Genomic DNA, 16,599 nt, shown 5'->3' with positions numbered 1-16,599 from the left:
TTTTCCAAGTTGAATTCTATAATAAAGATGCAAACTGCCTATACGCTCCTTCCCTATGTACATATACTGATAGTAAAAGTGAGTGAGGAGGTATGGTCATGCCTTATGGATATCCTTGTTACGGACCAGTCTATCCAGGTTGCTATGGCGGCGGGGGATTCTACTTTGCGTTAATCGTTGTATTGCTAATCTTGCTTTTCCTATTTGGTGGCTGGTGGTACGTCAATAACTATAACTGTTGTTAGCCTGATGGGTATGAAATAAATACACAAAGAGAGCCCTGTTCATAAGTGAACAGGGCTCTCTTGTATACCTTACATCTTCTTCAACGTAAAGGGGCTGACCATTAATACAGATAGTGTGATGGTCATGCACACGATCAGCACACTTGAGACAAATGGAATAAGAAGATAGCTCAAGGTCAGTAAACAGCCGGCTGCCGTAATGGGAAGACCGGTAAAATAGCCGTCATTTTCCGAAATGTTGAAGCGGGCCAACCGGTAAGCACCACACGCTACATACAAAATGGTGAAGAACATGCCGGGATAGTCAAACTGGCTGAGAACGGCCGTATACATAAGCAATGCAGGGGCCACACCAAAGGAAATGATGTCGCTCATGGAATCCAGCTGCTTTCCTAATTCCGACTCGATGTTTAACTTTCTTGCCACTAATCCATCGAACCTGTCGGTCAAGGCAGCGATGAAAATGAGGATCAAGCTAAGATGTAATTGGTTATGAAGAACGGAAATAATAGCAAAACCACCTAATGATAAATTCGAAAGGGTAATCAGGTTGGCTGTTTGGGTTTTAAGCTTTTTGAACGTTTGATCGAGTACCCCGGAGAGAAACAATCATCACTCACTCCTTCTTTTAAGTTTGCTCACTGTTGAACAAGATTCGTGGCTGAAATATGCCTTGACGAGTACCTGTTCACCTGGTTAACGTTGATGGTTAACACTATGCAGTGAAAAAAGATCCTTATTCATATAGTATATAATTATATTTTATTATATACTTATTAAACTGTTAAAGTTAATCGTTTTTTACATTGAGTGGACCATTTGACTGGACAGTAGGTCAGTAAATTGAAATGTAATGCTTCAGGAGCATATATTCCATAAAAAAGAGGACGGATTTTATATAAATCCGTCCCGTTTCATGTTAGTATTCTACGAAGTAGCTTTTATTTTATTTGTAAGAGATCGACGGTGAATTTCCATTTCGATGAGGCGAATGAATTCTGTATTGAGTTTCAGTTCCAACGCTTTGTAATAAGAATCAATCAACAGTTCGTCCGATAATTTCCTCATTAATGCCACCTCCATTACTCATCATCTTTTTATTCGAAACTTAATGTAAGTACGTTTTTTAGTAGTAATGTAACTTTACCAAAATTTTTTTTGCAGAACAAGCGTTCCGTTATCCACAGTACATGGTGGATAAGTTGTGACTAACTTGTATATAACTGGTAAATAAAGCTTATTTGAGTTCTGTATAATGTGAATAAGGTTATCCACAAGGTTGAAGAAAGCTGGAAATTTGTCGAAAAATATTTATTTTTTATCGGTATATGTTTGGAATTACAGGAATATATATGATTTATTTTGAATCTGTATGTAAAATTGGTTATCATTAATCTGTTATAGGTTAAAGGTATACTATAGAAATCGTTTCTCGATATCATCTAATGAAACTATATCGAAAGCAGTTCATCATATAATCGATAAAGAAATTTGAGGTGTAGCATGTGATCAAGCAGTTTTTACCCAATGAACAGGTCCAGGATATTTTTACTATCACCCCGGGACATCTGAAGGAAAAAGGGATCAAGGCAATCATTACCGATTTGGATAATACGTTGGTGGAGTGGGACAGGCCAAACGCCACCCCTAAATTGATCCAGTGGTTTAAGGAAATGCAGGAGCAGGGGATCCTTGTGACCATCGTATCCAACAACAATAAAAACCGTGTGGGGGCATTCGCCGAACCTTTGGGTGTGCCATTCATCTTTCAGGCACGAAAGCCCATGGGACGTGCTTTTAAGAAAGCGATCAAACAAATGGGTGTAAAAAAGGAAGAGGCGGTTGTCATCGGCGATCAGCTATTAACGGACGTATTGGGTGGAAATCGCAGTGGCTTCCACACGATACTGGTCGTACCTGTGGCTCAATCGGATGGTTTTTTTACAAAATTCAATCGTCAGGTAGAACGCAGAATCATGAAGTTTTTCAAGCGTAAAGGCATGCTTGAGTGGGAGGATAAACAGTGAGTGGAGTTGTATGTATAGGTTGCGGCGTTGAAATTCAGACGGAAAATAAAGAAGGCATGGGCTATGCCCCTCCTTCGGCTCTTCAAAAAGAAGAAATCATCTGTCAGCGCTGTTTCAGATTAAAGCATTATAATGAAGTCCAGGATGTTCCGTTGACCGATGATGACTTCCTGAAAATACTGAATGAGCTTGGTGACTCTGAAGGGCTTATAGTCAAAGTGGTGGACATCTTTGACTTTAATGGTAGCTGGCTGCCGGGACTACACAGGTTCGTAGGATCCAATCCGATTCTTCTGATAGGAAACAAGGTGGACCTCTTGCCTAAGTCGGTGAAGCACTCTAAGCTGATTCATTGGATGAAGCATGAAGCGAGTCAACTTGGATTGAAACCGATTGATGTTCAATTGGTGAGTGCAGCCAAGGGACAGGGGATCGGAGAAGCGATCGAAGCGATCGAGGAATATCGGAATGGAAAAGATGTTTACGTGGTTGGATGTACGAACGTAGGGAAATCCACGTTCATCAATCGCATCATCAAACATGTGTCGGGAGAGCAGGATGTCATCACGACTTCCCATTTCCCTGGTACGACTCTTGATATGATTCAAATTCCATTGGATGATGAAGAATCATTGATTGATACACCCGGCATCATCAATCATCATCAGATGGCCCACTTTGTAGATAAACAGGATTTGAAAATCATTACGCCTAAAAAAGAAATCAAGCCAAGGACGTTCCAGTTGAATCCGGAACAAACGTTGTTCTTCGGCGGATTGGCCCGTTTTGATTTCATGGCGGGTGAGCGTCAGCCGTTTACCTGCTATTTCTCAAATGAGCTGTCCATCCATCGGACGAAGATTGAAAAGGCGGAAGAACTCTATAAAAATCATGCGGGGGAATTATTGCAGCCACCAAGAAAAGACGATATGGATACGTTCCCTCCACTTGTAAGGCACGAGTTCAGGATCAAAGAACCGAAAACGGATATCGTTTTCTCAGGTTTGGGATGGATCACCGTCAATGATGCTGGAGCGACGATTGCCGCTCACGTCCCGAAAGGTGTCAGCGTATTCTTAAGAAAATCACTGATCTAGGAGGGTTTCTGTGGCTCTTTATGGTGTGATTGGGGATCCGATTGCTCACTCAATGTCGCCCCTGATGCATAATAGCGCGTTTAAAGATAATGGAATCAATGCTGAATACGTTCGATTTCATGTGAAGAAAGAGCAGCTACCCGACGCCATCCGTGGAATCAAAGCTTTGGGTATTGAGGGAGTGAACGTGACGGTTCCTCATAAAGAACATGTCATGTCTCTCCTCGATGGGATTGATCCATTGGCAAAAGCCATCGGGGCTGTCAACACGATTGCAAATGAAAATGGCAAGCTGATTGGGTATAATACAGACGGTCTTGGATTTGTTGAAGGCTTGAAGAAGGTAGCCGGTGAGGGTCTGGAAAACAAGTCGATGCTGATCATCGGGGCCGGTGGTGCAGCCCGGGCCATCTATTATACACTTGCCTCTTCGGGTGTGGGGAAGATCGATGTAACCAACCGTACCCCGGGCAGGGCAAAGAAGATGATGGATGCCTGCCCGTTTCCGTTAGATTCTTCGTTCCTTTCCCTTGAAGCTGCTGAGAACGAATTGCACGATTATGATGTCATCATCCAGACGACATCCATCGGCATGTTTCCTCATATTGAAGACAGTCCTATAAAGGTCAATAAATTAAAGCAGGGAAGCATCGTCTCGGATATCATTTATAATCCACTGGAAACAACATTATTGAAACAGGCGAAGCAAAAAGGTGCCCTGACTCAGAACGGGCTTGATATGTTCGTTTATCAGGGAGCACTCTCATTTAAGAAATGGACAGGAATCTTTCCGTCCTATTCCATTATGAGGGACACCGTTTTACAACAACTAGGAGGTTAACATGTTAACAGGTAAACAAAAAAGGTTTTTACGTTCAGAAGCACATCACTTAAATCCGGTTTTTCAGGTAGGAAAAGGCGGAGTCAACGATAATATGATCAAAACGATTGGAGAAGCAATCGAGACGAGGGAATTGATGAAAATCAGCATCCTTCAAAATTGTGATATGGATAAGACAGAGGTTGCACAAGAGCTTTCGGAAGGTGTAGGAGCTGAAATTGTCCAGATTATCGGAAATACGATTGTCCTGTACAAAGAATCGAAAGAAAATAAGCAATTAATCCTGCCAAGATAAGGATCGATACGATGATAAAAAAAAAGGTTGGACTTCTGGGAGGTACTTTCAATCCTCCCCATATGGGTCACTTGGTCATTGCAGATCAAGTGTTGGAAAAGGCACAATTAGATGAAATCCGCTTTCTGCCAAACCATGTACCTCCCCATAAACAGGTGGATGAAAGGGTAACCGTGGACCAGCGTCTTCGGATGCTGGAGGCAGCCATCAAGGGGCATCCCCGTTTTTCGATTGAACGGATCGAACTCGAAAGACAGGGTGCCTCCTACACATATGACACCATCAAGCTTTTGATGGAAAGAGAAGAGAATACCCAATTTTCGTTTATCATAGGCGGGGATATGATCGAGTATCTCCCGAAATGGTATAAAATCGAAGAGTTGCAGAATATGGTGAAGTTCATCGGGGTCAATCGACCAGATTATTCCCATGAGACACCCTATGACGTACAATTGATTGAAGTGCCGGCCGTCGATCTTTCTTCCTCATACATTCGTGACACTGTAAAAAAGGGACAAACGGTTCGCTATTTGGTTCCGGACGATGTGTATCGATTGATCAAGGAGGAGAAGTTATATGAATAGGGAAAAAGCGCTGGAGCTGGTTAAAAAGCATTTGACAGAACATCGCTACATTCACACATGTGGAGTCATGGAGACGAGCATAGAGCTTGCGAAACGGTATGGAGCCGATGAGAAAAAGGCTGAAACAGCTGCGATTTTTCATGACTATGCAAAGTTCCGGGATAAACAGGAAATGCAGGGGATCATTGAAAGGGAGAATCTTTCAAAGGATCTATTACTGTATAATGGCGAGTTATGGCACGCGCCTGTAGGAGCTATCCTGGTCGAACGCGAGATCGGGATAGAAGACCGTGATATCCTGGATGCCATCCGCTTCCATACTTCCGGGAAAGAGGGGATGACGGTACTCGACAAGGTGGTTTATTTAGCCGACTATATTGAGCCGAATCGCAGGTTCCCAGGTGTGGAAGAAGTGAGGGAGCTTGCCAAGGAATCATTGGACCTGGCACTCATAAAAGCTCTTCAGAATACGATCACGTTTCTTATGAAAAAAAATCAAGCGATCTATCCGGATACATTTCGCTTTTACAATGAACTGACATTAAATCAGAGGAGATGAAGGAATGGAACAAAATTTAGTAGAATTAGCATTTAAAGCGGCTGATGATAAACGCGCTGAGGATATTGTTGTATTGGATATGAAAGGTGTTTCGTTGATTGCGGATTATTTCCTGATCTGTCACGGTAATTCAGACAAACAGGTACAGGCGATCGCGCGTGAATTGAAAGACGCAGCAGAAGAAAAGGGATACACAGTGAAACGACTGGAAGGATTCGATCAGGCACGCTGGATCCTGGTTGATTTAGGAGATGTCGTCGCTCACGTATTCCATAAAGAAGAAAGAGGTTACTATAATCTTGAACGATTATGGGGAGATGCATCATTCGTCGAGGTTGGACAAGGTGAGAACCTGTAAATGAGTTATGAGCGTTTTGCTTATGTATACGATTATTTAATGCAGGACGTCCCATACGATGGCTGGTTGGAGTATGTGAACCGCCAGGCAATACGTCACCAGGGGAAGAGGGTTCTTGATATCGCTTGTGGAACCGGGGAATTATCATTGAGGCTTGCACGGGACGGATATGATGTGACGGGGGTCGACTTGTCTCAGGACATGCTCACCATCGCCCAGGAAAAGGCATCGGCAAAGAATGTCCATATCCAGTGGTTTCAGCAGGATATGTCGAGGCTCGATTCCCTTGGTGAATACGACATCATTACGATTTTTTGTGATTCATTGAATTACCTAAAAGACGAGAGTGACGTGAAGAGCACATTTAAAGGGGTATATGGACACCTGAAGCAGGATGGGCTATTCCTTTTTGATGTGCATTCCATTTTCAAAATGACGCAGATATTCATGAACCAAACCTTTACCCTTACGGATGATCATGTATCCTATATATGGGATTGCTTCCCCGGTGAAGTTCCCAATAGTGTGGAACATGAACTGACTTTTTTCGTGGAAGATGAAGAAACCGGACAGTACGAGAGAGTGGAAGAGCTGCACAAGCAGCGTACCTATCCAATCCTTATGATAAAGGAGTGGCTCGCGGGCAACGGCTTCGAGGTATTGAATATCACTGCGGATTTTACGGAAGAATCTCCGACAGACAAGAGTGAGAGAATCTTCTTTGCGTGTAAAAAGAAATAACAAAAGCCGGGTCGCCTCAGAATGAGGACGACCCGGCTTATCTTCGTTTACGGCAGGACGATAGAAAAAAGAAGGAATAAATCAATTTATGTCGAAGTATAAAAAGAGGAGTCACTCTAGACCCCGAATTGTGATTTGGTTCCTTCAATATCATCCACGAATTTTTCTTGTGTGGCTTCAAAAAGTTTCTCGAAAACATCTCCCAGTTCTCTTTCCATTACAGAAATCCCGATCCCGGTCACCCCTCCTTTTACACAAACCTTTTCTTGAAGTGTCGGCAACGTATAAATATTCTTCTTTAACAGATCCCCAAGACCGACCAGCATTTCAGATGCGAGGACAGTTGCGGTTTCATGATCGATCTCTGTCACTTCCACTGCAGCATCAATGAACCGCTGCGTCACATAACTGAAAAAAGCCGGCCCGCAGCTGACGATATCAGATGCTACCCGAGTTACATTTTCATCAATCTCGACTGGAGTAGAGATATGTCCGGCAATCTTCGTTACTTCCCGTCTCCATTTATCTGAACAATGACTTCCATATGTTAGAAGGGACACACCGCTCAGTGCGCGGTTCGTAATACTTGGAATGAATCGTGCGCAGGAACAGGGTAATAAGGATTCCAACTGATTCACACTTACCGGGCTTGTGATGGAAACGACACATTTGTCCTTCGTGAAGTTTTTCTTATTCTCTTGAATCACATCATATACATCATGCGGCTTGACGCAGATGAAGACCAGATCAGATGAAGAAATGACGTCTTCATTCGTGCGACCTATGTTCACGTTGCGGAATTTCTCTTTTATATCCTCGGCTTTTTTTAATGAACGATTCGTAATATGAAGATGTGAAGGAGAAATCGCCTGTGATTCAATGAGAGCTTCAATAATGATTTTCCCCATGTTTCCCGTTCCGATGATACCTATTTTCATGTTCAGCCCTCCTTCTTTCCCACTCTCTCCTAAAAGGTATGAATTCCTTGCAATGAATATTCCACCAGAGGTGATTTCCATGCAGTCCTTAATCGAAAAGTACCGAACGATCCTTGTGATCTTCGCGATTTGTGCCGTTTTCCTGATTGGGTATATATTGAAAAATGCTTCACAACCTCATGTTGAAGAACCTTCCTTTACTGCAGCAGCAGAAGTGAAAGTGCATGAAAAGCCAGAAAAGCCAGAAACGCCTGAAATAGAGAAGAGTCGTGAAACAGTGTATGTGGACGTTAAGGGAGAGGTGGTGAAGCCCGGTCTTTATGAAGTGAAGCAGGGGGACAGGCTTAAGTTCGTCATAGACAGGGCCGGGGGATTCACAAAGGATGCAGACAAAAAATTGATGAATCTTGCCGTGAAAGTTACGGACGAAATGATGATCTATGTCCCAAAAATCGGTGAAATGGAAACATCGCCGCAGTCGCTTCCTGCCCCTGTTTCTCAAGGGACAGAATCGGGCGAGGATAAACTTAATATCAATACAGCCTCACAAGCCGAATTCGAAACCCTTCCCGGAATAGGACCATCGAAAGCCGCCACCTTCATCCAATACCGTGAAGAACATGGTCCGTTCAACTCTATTGAAGAAATAACAAACATTTCAGGAATTGGAGAAAAAACGTTCGAGAAATTAAAAGAACATATTTTTGTCCAATGATTGACGAAGGCAGGAAGTCTTTATACACTTAAACAAGCATTAAAATAAAGAGCAGAACAAAGGAAGGGAGAATGGTGATGGAAAGAATCGCATGGCATCAATATTTCATGGCTCAGAGTCAACTGCTGGCCCTCCGCAGCACGTGTACGAGACTGGCGGTGGGAGCAACCATCGTCCGGGATAAGCGGATCATAGCAGGAGGTTATAACGGCTCCATAGCCGGTGGAGATCATTGTATAGATGAAGGGTGCTATGTCATTGATAATCACTGTGTGAGGACCATCCACGCAGAAATGAATGCACTCCTGCAATGTTCTAAGTTCGGGGTCGGGACGGAGGATGCGGACATATATGTCACGCACTTTCCTTGCCTTCAATGCTGCAAGGCGCTCATCCAGGCAGGCATCAAAACGGTTTACTATGCAAAAGATTATAAAAATCATCCTTACGCCATCGAGCTGTTCGAGAAGGCAGGCGTCCATGTGGAAAAAGTACCTTTCCAGGAAAGCAGTATCGATGTAAAACACAAGGAAAAGGCAACACTCATGATCCAGTTGATAGAAGATCTGCGGCAGCAGGGACTTCCGGAGGAGAAGATTCGTCATTATGAGCAAGAATACATAAAGCTTTTTAATGAGTAGGGGCCTATGCGTTTATTTGGCGTTGTCGGTTCTATCAGGGACTTTGCTGGCACTTCAATTCCTTTGGGGTGCTGTCGTCCTTGTTCTCCTCTTCCTTTCCCTTTTCCTCAGAAAAATGCCCCTACCCATCCTTTTCGTTTCATTCCTCCTGGTGACCGTTTCCTTCTTTCACTCCTTTTTACATGAGGAAAACCAGAAATCAAATTTCCCCCCTCAGTCTGAACCGTCCAACCATCAAGTATTTATAGATGATATCCCCACCATTGACGGAAGCACCTTTGTTTCATTTGCAAAAGTAGAAAATGAGAAAATCCTGATTCGTTATTATTTTGATACCGAAGAGGAAAAAAGGCGGTTTGCAGAAGTGAGTCCCGGATTTGTTTGCAAAGTAAAAGGACAGCTGGCAGAACCTCAACACGGTAAAAATCCAAATTCCTTCGATTATAAAGACTATCTGTCCCATCAAGGGGTGTATTGGATCCTTGAAGTACAGGGATTCGAGGGATGTGTGGATCGAAGTACCTGGAAAAATGGCCTTACACAGCTTAGATTTCAGGGGTTGAAAAGAATTGAACGGGAGTTTCCCCCTTCAACGGTTGGTATCACTCAGGCATTACTGTTCGGTGAGACAGGGATGATTACAGAGGATACCATGAAGGCATTCAGGGAGCTCGGTGTCGTTCATCTCCTTGCCATTTCAGGTCTTCATGTGGGACTCTTGTTTGCGATACTTCATTACCTTTTATTAAGGGTTGGCCTGACAAGGGAAGCAGCATCCTTGTCAGGCATTCTATTTCTTCTATGTTATATCGTATTGACCGGTGGCTCTCCCTCTGTTGTACGGGCATCCTTCATGCTGATCATCCTCATCATCGGCAAACAAACCTCCAGGAATATCGGTGTAATCGATAGCCTGGCCACAGTATTCCTCCTCATTGTCTTATACGAACCTTTCTCGGTATTCAATGTGGGCTTTCAGCTTTCATTCGCCGTCAGTTTTTCACTTGTGCTTTCTTCCAAGACCATTTTACAGAGTTCTTCTTCCTTCAAACAAATGGTCACCGTCACAATGGTGGCCCAATTGTCTTCACTTCCCTTCGTGATTTATCATTTCTATGAGTTCTCTCTGATCGGTTTTTTGACGAATCTCTTTTACGTCCCGCTTTTTTCCATCATCATCCTTCCGATGGCCATCCTCTTCTATCTCTTCATTTCAGTAGTATCGGCCGGATGGGCCATGTTCTCTTATCAAATTCTGCTGGAAGGAATTCAATGGTTATCCTCTGCCGTTGCTTCTTTACCATTTAGCACCTTGGTGATGGGGAGGCCGAATGTTTTTCTTCTCCTGGGGTATCTCATACTGATTTATTTCGTATTCGTTGGGATGGAGAAGGGAAAATACCTTTCCATCGGTATGCTTTTTCTTTTTACCTTCCTACACCTCGTCTTGAACAACTACCATCCTTATGGAGAAGTTGTCTTCATTGATGTGGGTCAGGGGGATGCAACCCTGATCGATCTGCCATACAATCACGGCACTTATTTAATTGATGCAGGAGGGGAAATCCCGTTCCCGAAAGAAGAATGGGAGGAGAAAAAGAACCGTTTTTCGGTAGGGGAGGACATTTTGGTGCCTTTTTTAAAAAGCAAAGGAATTACGACCGTTGATGCATTGATTTTAACTCATGGAGATCTTGATCATATAGGCGGAGCGGAAGCAGTATTAAACGAAATGAAAGTAGGAGAACTATTGATCAGTCCCGGCAGCGGGGAGAAGGTGGAGGTGGACCGGATTGTTAAGATGGCGCAGGAAAAAAGGATTCCTGTCAAAGAAGTGATGTATCGGGATAACTGGCGTGGAGACCGTGATGGGCTGCATATCGTATCCCCCCTTGATAAAGAGTATGAAGGGAATAATGACTCCATTGTTCTATACGGTGAAATCGGATCAAAGAAATGGTTGTTTACAGGGGATCTGGAGAAGGAAGGGGAAAGAGCGTTCGTTACAACATTCGATCTTCCTGTGGATGTGTTGAAAGTCGGTCATCATGGCAGCAATACAAGTACATCGGAAGCGTTCCTCGATGAAACGGAGCCGCGTGTGGCGGTGATTTCTGCGGGAGAAACCAATCGATTCGGGCATCCTCACCCTGAAGTGGTGGAGCGATTAAAGGAAAGGGGACTGACAATTTACAATACGGCTGTGAACGGGGCGATCACCTATCGTTTTTGGGATAAAAAAGGAACGTTTTCAGCCCACCTGCCATAGGATGTAGAACAAAACAAATTAAGCGCTAATGAAAAAGGGGCAGACCTATTGCAAAGAATCAGGGCATTCAAACCATCTTTATGATACCGAAAGTACCATATATGGAAGTTGAAGTAACCGTTTTCTTTACAGGCCTGCCTCCTATTTTTCATTAAGATCCGATTAATTTGATCGCTGTTGCAATAATGAACATTAATGCAAAGAATCCAAAAGAAACACCGAATGCTACACCTGAATCTACTGCATCATTTCTTTTTGATTGTACATTCTTTTCAAATTGGTTCACAATTACCCCTCCTATTTCTATTCTAGTATAGAACAACGCTACTGAAAAATCTATACTTCCCTTTACTTTTTCCTTTACTGACAAGAGTTGTCACCCATAAGTTCATGGGTGTGTGGTGACACTAATCAATACAAAGGAAATACCGTTGACGGATCAGGTTCCTAGGTCTTATCCGTCAACGTTAATATAGATATAGGGGGTGTCCTATAAGAGGGATGTCCCCTTTACCCCTTGCCAAAACCAGAAAGCTTTTTTACCATAGAGTAGAGAAAAGACTTAATGGAGAGTGCTGACTTGGTTATCGATACATGGAAAAAAATAGAGAAATCTCAATTTGCCGCTGTATATTTAGTTTACGGAAATGAGTCATTTATTATTAATGAAACGAAACAAAGAATTGTCTCAAGGGCCATTTCAGAAGAAGAAATGGATTTTAATTTTTCAAGCTATGATCTCGAGGAAACACCGATAGAAGTAGCGATAGAAGACGCGGAAACCTTTCCGTTCATGGGAGAAAGAAGAGTCGTCGTTATCCAGAATCCCGTTTTTTTGACTGCTGAAAAAACAAAAGAAAAAGTAGAGCATAACATCAAGCGTTTTGAACAATACATACAATCACCTGCACCGTACACCATCCTTGTCATCACGGCGAATTATGAAAAGCTGGACGAGCGTAAAAAGATTACCAAGTCCTTAAAAAAGAGTGCTGAGGTGGTCGAAGCCAAAAAGTTGAATGAGCATGAATTAAAATCCTGGGTAAGGGAACGTGCTGCCGGTAATAGTGTACAGATCGACGAAGATGCAGTTGAATTACTGCTGACATTAGCAGGCACCAATCTGATGATGCTCACTCAGGAATTGGATAAGCTTTCTTTGTATGCAAGTGATACGAACCGGATCGATGTGGAGGTTGTTGAGCGGTTAACGGCCAGATCGTTGGAACAAAACATTTTCACGTTAGTGGACAAAGTCGTGCACAGAAGGATCGATGAGGCTTTGAGGATCTATTACGATCTGCTCAAACAAAATGAGGAACCACTCAAAATCCTGGCGATCCTCGCAGGCCAGTTCCGCCTCATTTATGGCACAAAGGAGCTTTCACGCAGAGGCTACGGCCAACAAAAGATTGCTTCGACCTTGAAAGTGCATCCGTTCAGGGTAAAACTTGCAGCCGGGCAGGCGAAGCATTTTAATGATAAGCAGCTGGCCCATATCATCGATACCCTTTCACAAGGAGATTATGAAATCAAATCAGGAAAGATCAAGAAAGAACTGATGATTGAAATGTTCCTGTTTAAACTTCATGATCAAAGTTTTACATAAAAAAACCACCGGACCAATTGGTTCGGTGGTTTTTTTCAATTAGTTCGCTTTTTTCATTAGGCGAGACTTTTGACGATCTGCAGCGTTTTTGTGGATAAGACCTTTTTGAGCTGCTTTGTCTAATTGACGTACCGCTTCAGTTACTAGATCTTTCGCATTATCAGCGCTGTTAGTCGCTGCTGCTTCTGCTTTCTTGATAGCAGTACGCATAGTAGATTTTACTGCAGCGTTTTGAGCGTTACGCTCGTTGCTTGTTTTTACGCGTTTGATAGCTGATTTGATATTTGGCATTCCTGTCACCTCCTATAAAAGGATCGAGATTCTATGTGACTCGATTTAAATTCCTAAACAATAAGAACAAATGATATTTTATCAAACGGACAGTGATATTGCAATACTATGGAACGAAATTAAACAAGTGAATGAACACATACCAAAAAGGTAAACATAAAAAAATACTGGATAATATCCCAAGCCTGGAGGTAGAGTCACAATGAAAAAAGAAGAAATCGATCTTAGTAAATATTCCATTCGTACTGATCTTGCCGTGGAAGCAAAAGAAATGGTGGATGCAAATAAAGCGGAAAATACGTCTTCCATTCAAGGTGTGATGTTTAAAGAAAGAGAAGAAGACGGAGTGAAGGTTTCCCTGGTCACGGTGACACCTGAAGGAGAAGAAAAAATCGGCAAGAAACCGGGAAACTATTTAACCATAGAGGCTCATGGTATACGTGAAGAAAATACAGAGCTGCAGCAGCGGGTTGAAAAGGTATTCGCCAATGAACTTAGCCAATTCTTGATTAATAACAAAATCAGCAAAAATGCAAGCTGCTTAATCGTGGGTCTCGGAAACTGGAATGTGACTCCTGATTCCCTCGGACCAAGGGTATGTGAAGATGTCATTGTGACGAGGCACTTATTTGAACTTCAGCCTGAATCGGTGGAAGAAGGGTATCGGCCGGTCAGTGCCCTCGTTCCGGGTGTCATGGGACTGACAGGGATTGAAACGAGCGATATCATTTTCGGAGTGGTGGAGAAATCCAAACCCGACTTTATCATCGCCATCGACGCCCTGGCTTCCCGGTCGATTGAACGCGTCAATGCGACAATCCAAATATCAGATACCGGAATCCATCCGGGGTCTGGAGTGGGGAATAAACGGAAAGGGCTGGATCAAGAAACACTGGGTGTCCCGGTCATTGCCATCGGTGTTCCGACTGTGCTCGATGCTGTGACAATCGTCAGCGATACAGTCGATTTCCTCTTGAAACATTTTGGAAAAGAAATGAGAGAAGGCGACCGTCCATCAAGATCGCTTGCACCGGCAGGATTAAGCTTCGGTGAGAGAAGGAAATTGACAGAGGAAGATCTCCCGGAAGAACAGCATCGCCAAACATTCATGGGGATCGTCGGGACTCTTGAAGATCAGGAGAAACGAAAACTGATTCATGAAGTTCTGTCTCCCCTCGGCCATAACCTGATGGTCACACCGAAAGAAGTGGATGTGTTCATGGAGGACATGTCGAACCTCATCGCAAGCGGACTCAATGCGGCGCTCCATGATGCGGTGAATCAGGAGAATACGGGGTATCAGACAAGATAAAGGAGTTGGATGATAACGCCTCGAGGGGGGAATGTGGACCTCGAGGCGTTTTTAGTATGGGGAAAAGTTGTCCCTTTCTCATCAAAATCCATCCGAAAGCAACTTCCCATCACGAAAAATACTAGACTCCACCGTTTAACTTCCGACCAATCATCTCATAATGACTACTACATACAGTTCTACTATCTCTATCATTGTCATAGGTTGTACTAGAGTAGAAAAAAGAAAGGGTGGGAGAATGAGATCGTACAAAGACTCTAATTATGTCATTGCCATTCAAATGTCTACGATATTGAAAGGGACGCTGATCTTCATTGCAGGATTGCTCTCTGTTTTTTCGATGGTCGGCATCCTCACTTCCTTCAACCCTGAATATAGAATAACGTCGAATTCGTTGAATCAAGCGGCTTCCAGTGTGAAGGGTGAAACATTATATAAAATATTGGCTCTGGAAAACAGGTCCTTTAATCAAATATTGACAGAAGAGGAGCAGGCCCTCCCAAGCTTCTCATCCATCTTATTTCAGGTGGCGACCAACGTAAGTTTCGAAGATCCCCGGAGCTTTCTCGGTCGTGAACTGCCGGGTTTCTCGATTTTCGATGGGGATATCCTGGTGGCAGGGGAAGGGACGGACTTCACGAATATGCCGATTGAATCGGTCCCCCCACCCGAAGCCCTGGAATCTGAAAATGAAGCGCAACTCAAAAATGTCGGTGATCTGAAAGAAACCAATCAAAAAGGCGGGGACGTAGCGCCGCCATTATCCACAGGAAATAAAAAGACGGTCCTTCTTTACTTCACCCATACGAGGGAATCCTACCTTCCTTATCTGGAGGGAGTGACGAATCCGGATTCCGCCATGCATTCCAAAATCAATGTCACCAGGGTGGGTGAAATGGTGAAGACGGGATTGGAGGACGAGGGGATTGGGACAAGCATCGATAAGACCGATGTCATCCAAAACTTAAACCATAAGGGACTTGACTACTGGGCAGCTTATCAGGAGTCAAGGCCGCTGGTGCAGGCAGCCATGACCAGCAATAAAGATTTGTTGTATATGGTGGATATTCACCGGGATTCACAGAGAAGAGACATGACGACCGTGACGATAGGCGGGAAATCCTACGCGAAGCTTGCATTTGTTGTAGGGGAAGAGCATCCGAACTATGAACAGAACCTGAAACTGGCAACCGAACTTCATAAGCGATTGGAATCAAAATATAAAGGGATTTCACGTGGAGTCATAGCGAAAAAGGGCAGTGGCACAAACGGTAAATTCAATCAGGATCTTTCTGGAAACGCCATGCTCCTTGAATTCGGAGGGGTGGATAATACATTTGAGGAACTGGAGAGGACAGCAGACGCTTTCGCTGATGTATTTGCTGACTATTATCGGCAGGCAGAAAAGGTGGATGGTTCCCTCAAGACCCCTGCTGTAAGACAGTAATGAAAAGGATGGATGAACATGACGAAATTCTTTTTTAAATGTGCATTTCTCATAACGGCATTATTTATCGGAGTCCTGATCGGGATGCAATATGCCAATCAAGGAATCGTGGAAATGAAGGGACATGAACAGCAGAACTTCACCTCTCCTGTCGACGTCAACCAGAATGTGGAGGGAAATGTCGAGGCATCGTTCCTCGGGAATGAGGTAGATTCCAAAACCCTGACTGAAAAGAAAGAGAAGCTAGAAGAAATGAAGGCCTTTAATGTATTTTCTTCCATCGGAAAAGTAATAGCGGATACCATCGAAAGCATCACCAATAAAATAGTGGACGTCATTGCTTCGCTCATTTAAACGTATAGAGGCTGAGACAGAAGTATTTAGTTAAAAAAAATCCGAACGATCATTCGAAATTCATTTTTCTAAATTCGAAGTCGTTCGGAATTATCATTTACCTTTTGATGTAGTGAGTAGTGGTTTTTTTTTCGATACAGGTGCTCGCTTTTCGCGAGATGGCGGAAAGCCTATTGGATACATAAACTTTATTAAGTCAGTTGCTGTGATCGAACATTCGATAACTATAGCCTTAGTAGGAATAGAATAACCATGGTGAGGAAATGATGTTTGTTA

At 43.3% G+C, this 16,599-nt stretch carries 20 protein-coding genes; 15 read left to right on the top strand and 5 right to left on the bottom strand.

The window, feature by feature from the left end:
• Window positions 1-314: 314 nt before the first annotated feature.
• Together pssA and M1J35_RS17850 are read right to left on the bottom strand one after the other, a co-directional pair.
• Window positions 315-854, bottom strand: coding sequence for a CDP-diacylglycerol--serine O-phosphatidyltransferase (gene pssA, locus M1J35_RS17855; protein WP_034757414.1), 540 nt, complete (start codon window positions 852-854; stop codon window positions 315-317).
• Window positions 855-1,172: 318 nt separating this feature from the next.
• Window positions 1,173-1,313 carry a sporulation histidine kinase inhibitor Sda gene (locus M1J35_RS17850; protein WP_034757416.1) on the bottom strand — a complete coding sequence of 47 codons (141 nt, stop codon included), beginning with the start codon at window positions 1,311-1,313 and terminating at the stop codon, window positions 1,173-1,175.
• A 437-nt stretch (window positions 1,314-1,750) separates the two neighbouring features.
• On the opposite strand from M1J35_RS17850, the gene M1J35_RS17845 reads away from it, so the two are divergent.
• From M1J35_RS17845 to M1J35_RS17810, 8 genes are all read left to right on the top strand, one after another.
• The gene (locus tag M1J35_RS17845; protein ID WP_224519474.1) at window positions 1,751-2,272 is read left to right on the top strand and encodes a YqeG family HAD IIIA-type phosphatase; all 522 of its coding nucleotides are present in this window, start codon (window positions 1,751-1,753) and stop codon (window positions 2,270-2,272) included.
• 56 nt (window positions 2,273-2,328) lie between these two features.
• Entirely contained in the window at window positions 2,329-3,369 is a 1,041-nt protein-coding gene (yqeH, locus tag M1J35_RS17840) for a ribosome biogenesis GTPase YqeH (protein WP_254653792.1), read from the top strand.
• Between the two features lie 52 nt (window positions 3,370-3,421).
• On the top strand, window positions 3,422-4,210 hold the full coding sequence (gene aroE / locus M1J35_RS17835; protein ID WP_254653791.1) for a shikimate dehydrogenase: 789 nt from the start codon (window positions 3,422-3,424) through the stop codon (window positions 4,208-4,210).
• Between the two features lies 1 nt (window position 4,211).
• The gene (gene yhbY, locus M1J35_RS17830; RefSeq protein WP_034757429.1) at window positions 4,212-4,505 is read left to right on the top strand and encodes a ribosome assembly RNA-binding protein YhbY; all 294 of its coding nucleotides are present in this window, start codon (window positions 4,212-4,214) and stop codon (window positions 4,503-4,505) included.
• Window positions 4,506-4,567: 62 nt separating this feature from the next.
• Complete coding sequence (locus M1J35_RS17825; RefSeq protein ID WP_305882319.1) at window positions 4,568-5,089, top strand: nicotinate-nucleotide adenylyltransferase; 522 nt, start codon at window positions 4,568-4,570, stop codon at window positions 5,087-5,089.
• A complete protein-coding gene (gene yqeK / locus M1J35_RS17820; RefSeq protein WP_224519478.1) occupies window positions 5,082-5,648 on the top strand; it encodes a bis(5'-nucleosyl)-tetraphosphatase (symmetrical) YqeK in 567 nt (188 codons plus the stop codon). Before M1J35_RS17825 ends, yqeK begins: the two co-directional genes overlap by 8 nt.
• A 4-nt stretch (window positions 5,649-5,652) precedes the next feature.
• The gene (gene rsfS / locus M1J35_RS17815; protein ID WP_034757434.1) at window positions 5,653-6,006 is read left to right on the top strand and encodes a ribosome silencing factor; all 354 of its coding nucleotides are present in this window, start codon (window positions 5,653-5,655) and stop codon (window positions 6,004-6,006) included.
• Window positions 6,007-6,747: a class I SAM-dependent DNA methyltransferase gene (locus M1J35_RS17810; RefSeq protein ID WP_254651843.1), complete on the top strand. Its 741-nt coding sequence runs from the start codon at window positions 6,007-6,009 to the stop codon at window positions 6,745-6,747. It abuts the gene before it with no gap.
• A gap of 116 nt (window positions 6,748-6,863) precedes the next feature.
• Here the strand turns inward: M1J35_RS17810 and comER are convergent, their stop codons facing one another.
• Window positions 6,864-7,685, bottom strand: a complete 822-nt coding sequence (comER, locus tag M1J35_RS17805; protein WP_254651842.1) for a late competence protein ComER — start codon at window positions 7,683-7,685, stop codon at window positions 6,864-6,866.
• Window positions 7,686-7,737: 52 nt separating this feature from the next.
• On the opposite strand from comER, the gene M1J35_RS17800 reads away from it, so the two are divergent.
• The 3 genes from M1J35_RS17800 (at window position 7,738) to M1J35_RS17790 (ending at window position 11,310) form a co-directional block, all read left to right on the top strand.
• The gene (locus tag M1J35_RS17800; RefSeq protein WP_254651841.1) at window positions 7,738-8,400 is read left to right on the top strand and encodes a helix-hairpin-helix domain-containing protein; all 663 of its coding nucleotides are present in this window, start codon (window positions 7,738-7,740) and stop codon (window positions 8,398-8,400) included.
• Window positions 8,401-8,477: 77 nt separating this feature from the next.
• The gene (locus M1J35_RS17795) at window positions 8,478-9,041 is read left to right on the top strand and encodes a ComE operon protein 2 (RefSeq protein ID WP_224519481.1); all 564 of its coding nucleotides are present in this window, start codon (window positions 8,478-8,480) and stop codon (window positions 9,039-9,041) included.
• A gap of 16 nt (window positions 9,042-9,057) precedes the next feature.
• A complete protein-coding gene (locus M1J35_RS17790; RefSeq protein ID WP_254651840.1) occupies window positions 9,058-11,310 on the top strand; it encodes a DNA internalization-related competence protein ComEC/Rec2 in 2,253 nt (750 codons plus the stop codon).
• 151 nt (window positions 11,311-11,461) lie between these two features.
• Here the strand turns inward: M1J35_RS17790 and M1J35_RS17785 are convergent, their stop codons facing one another.
• On the bottom strand, window positions 11,462-11,596 hold the full coding sequence (locus M1J35_RS17785; RefSeq protein ID WP_034757445.1) for a YqzM family protein: 135 nt from the start codon (window positions 11,594-11,596) through the stop codon (window positions 11,462-11,464).
• A 294-nt stretch (window positions 11,597-11,890) separates the two neighbouring features.
• On the opposite strand from M1J35_RS17785, the gene holA reads away from it, so the two are divergent.
• On the top strand, window positions 11,891-12,919 hold the full coding sequence (holA, locus tag M1J35_RS17780) for a DNA polymerase III subunit delta (RefSeq protein WP_034760533.1): 1,029 nt from the start codon (window positions 11,891-11,893) through the stop codon (window positions 12,917-12,919).
• Between the two features lie 39 nt (window positions 12,920-12,958).
• Here holA and rpsT read toward each other — a convergent pair whose 3' ends face one another.
• Window positions 12,959-13,210 carry a 30S ribosomal protein S20 gene (rpsT, locus tag M1J35_RS17775; protein WP_034757447.1) on the bottom strand — a complete coding sequence of 84 codons (252 nt, stop codon included), beginning with the start codon at window positions 13,208-13,210 and terminating at the stop codon, window positions 12,959-12,961.
• 202 nt (window positions 13,211-13,412) lie between these two features.
• On the opposite strand from rpsT, the gene gpr reads away from it, so the two are divergent.
• From gpr to M1J35_RS17760, 3 genes are all read left to right on the top strand, one after another.
• Entirely contained in the window at window positions 13,413-14,522 is a 1,110-nt protein-coding gene (gene gpr / locus M1J35_RS17770) for a GPR endopeptidase (protein WP_224519483.1), read from the top strand.
• 238 nt (window positions 14,523-14,760) lie between these two features.
• Complete coding sequence (gene spoIIP / locus M1J35_RS17765) at window positions 14,761-15,969, top strand: stage II sporulation protein P (RefSeq protein WP_254651839.1); 1,209 nt, start codon at window positions 14,761-14,763, stop codon at window positions 15,967-15,969.
• A gap of 18 nt (window positions 15,970-15,987) precedes the next feature.
• On the top strand, window positions 15,988-16,323 hold the full coding sequence (locus tag M1J35_RS17760) for a DUF3679 domain-containing protein (protein WP_254651838.1): 336 nt from the start codon (window positions 15,988-15,990) through the stop codon (window positions 16,321-16,323).
• Window positions 16,324-16,599 lie beyond the last annotated feature (276 nt).

This window comes from Rossellomorea sp. KS-H15a (assembly GCF_024195245.1).
In the GTDB taxonomy this organism is placed as follows: domain Bacteria; phylum Bacillota; class Bacilli; order Bacillales; family Bacillaceae_B; genus Rossellomorea; species Rossellomorea vietnamensis.
Note: the sequence above shows the minus strand (reverse complement) of the source record. Positions and strands in the feature narration are given on the sequence as shown.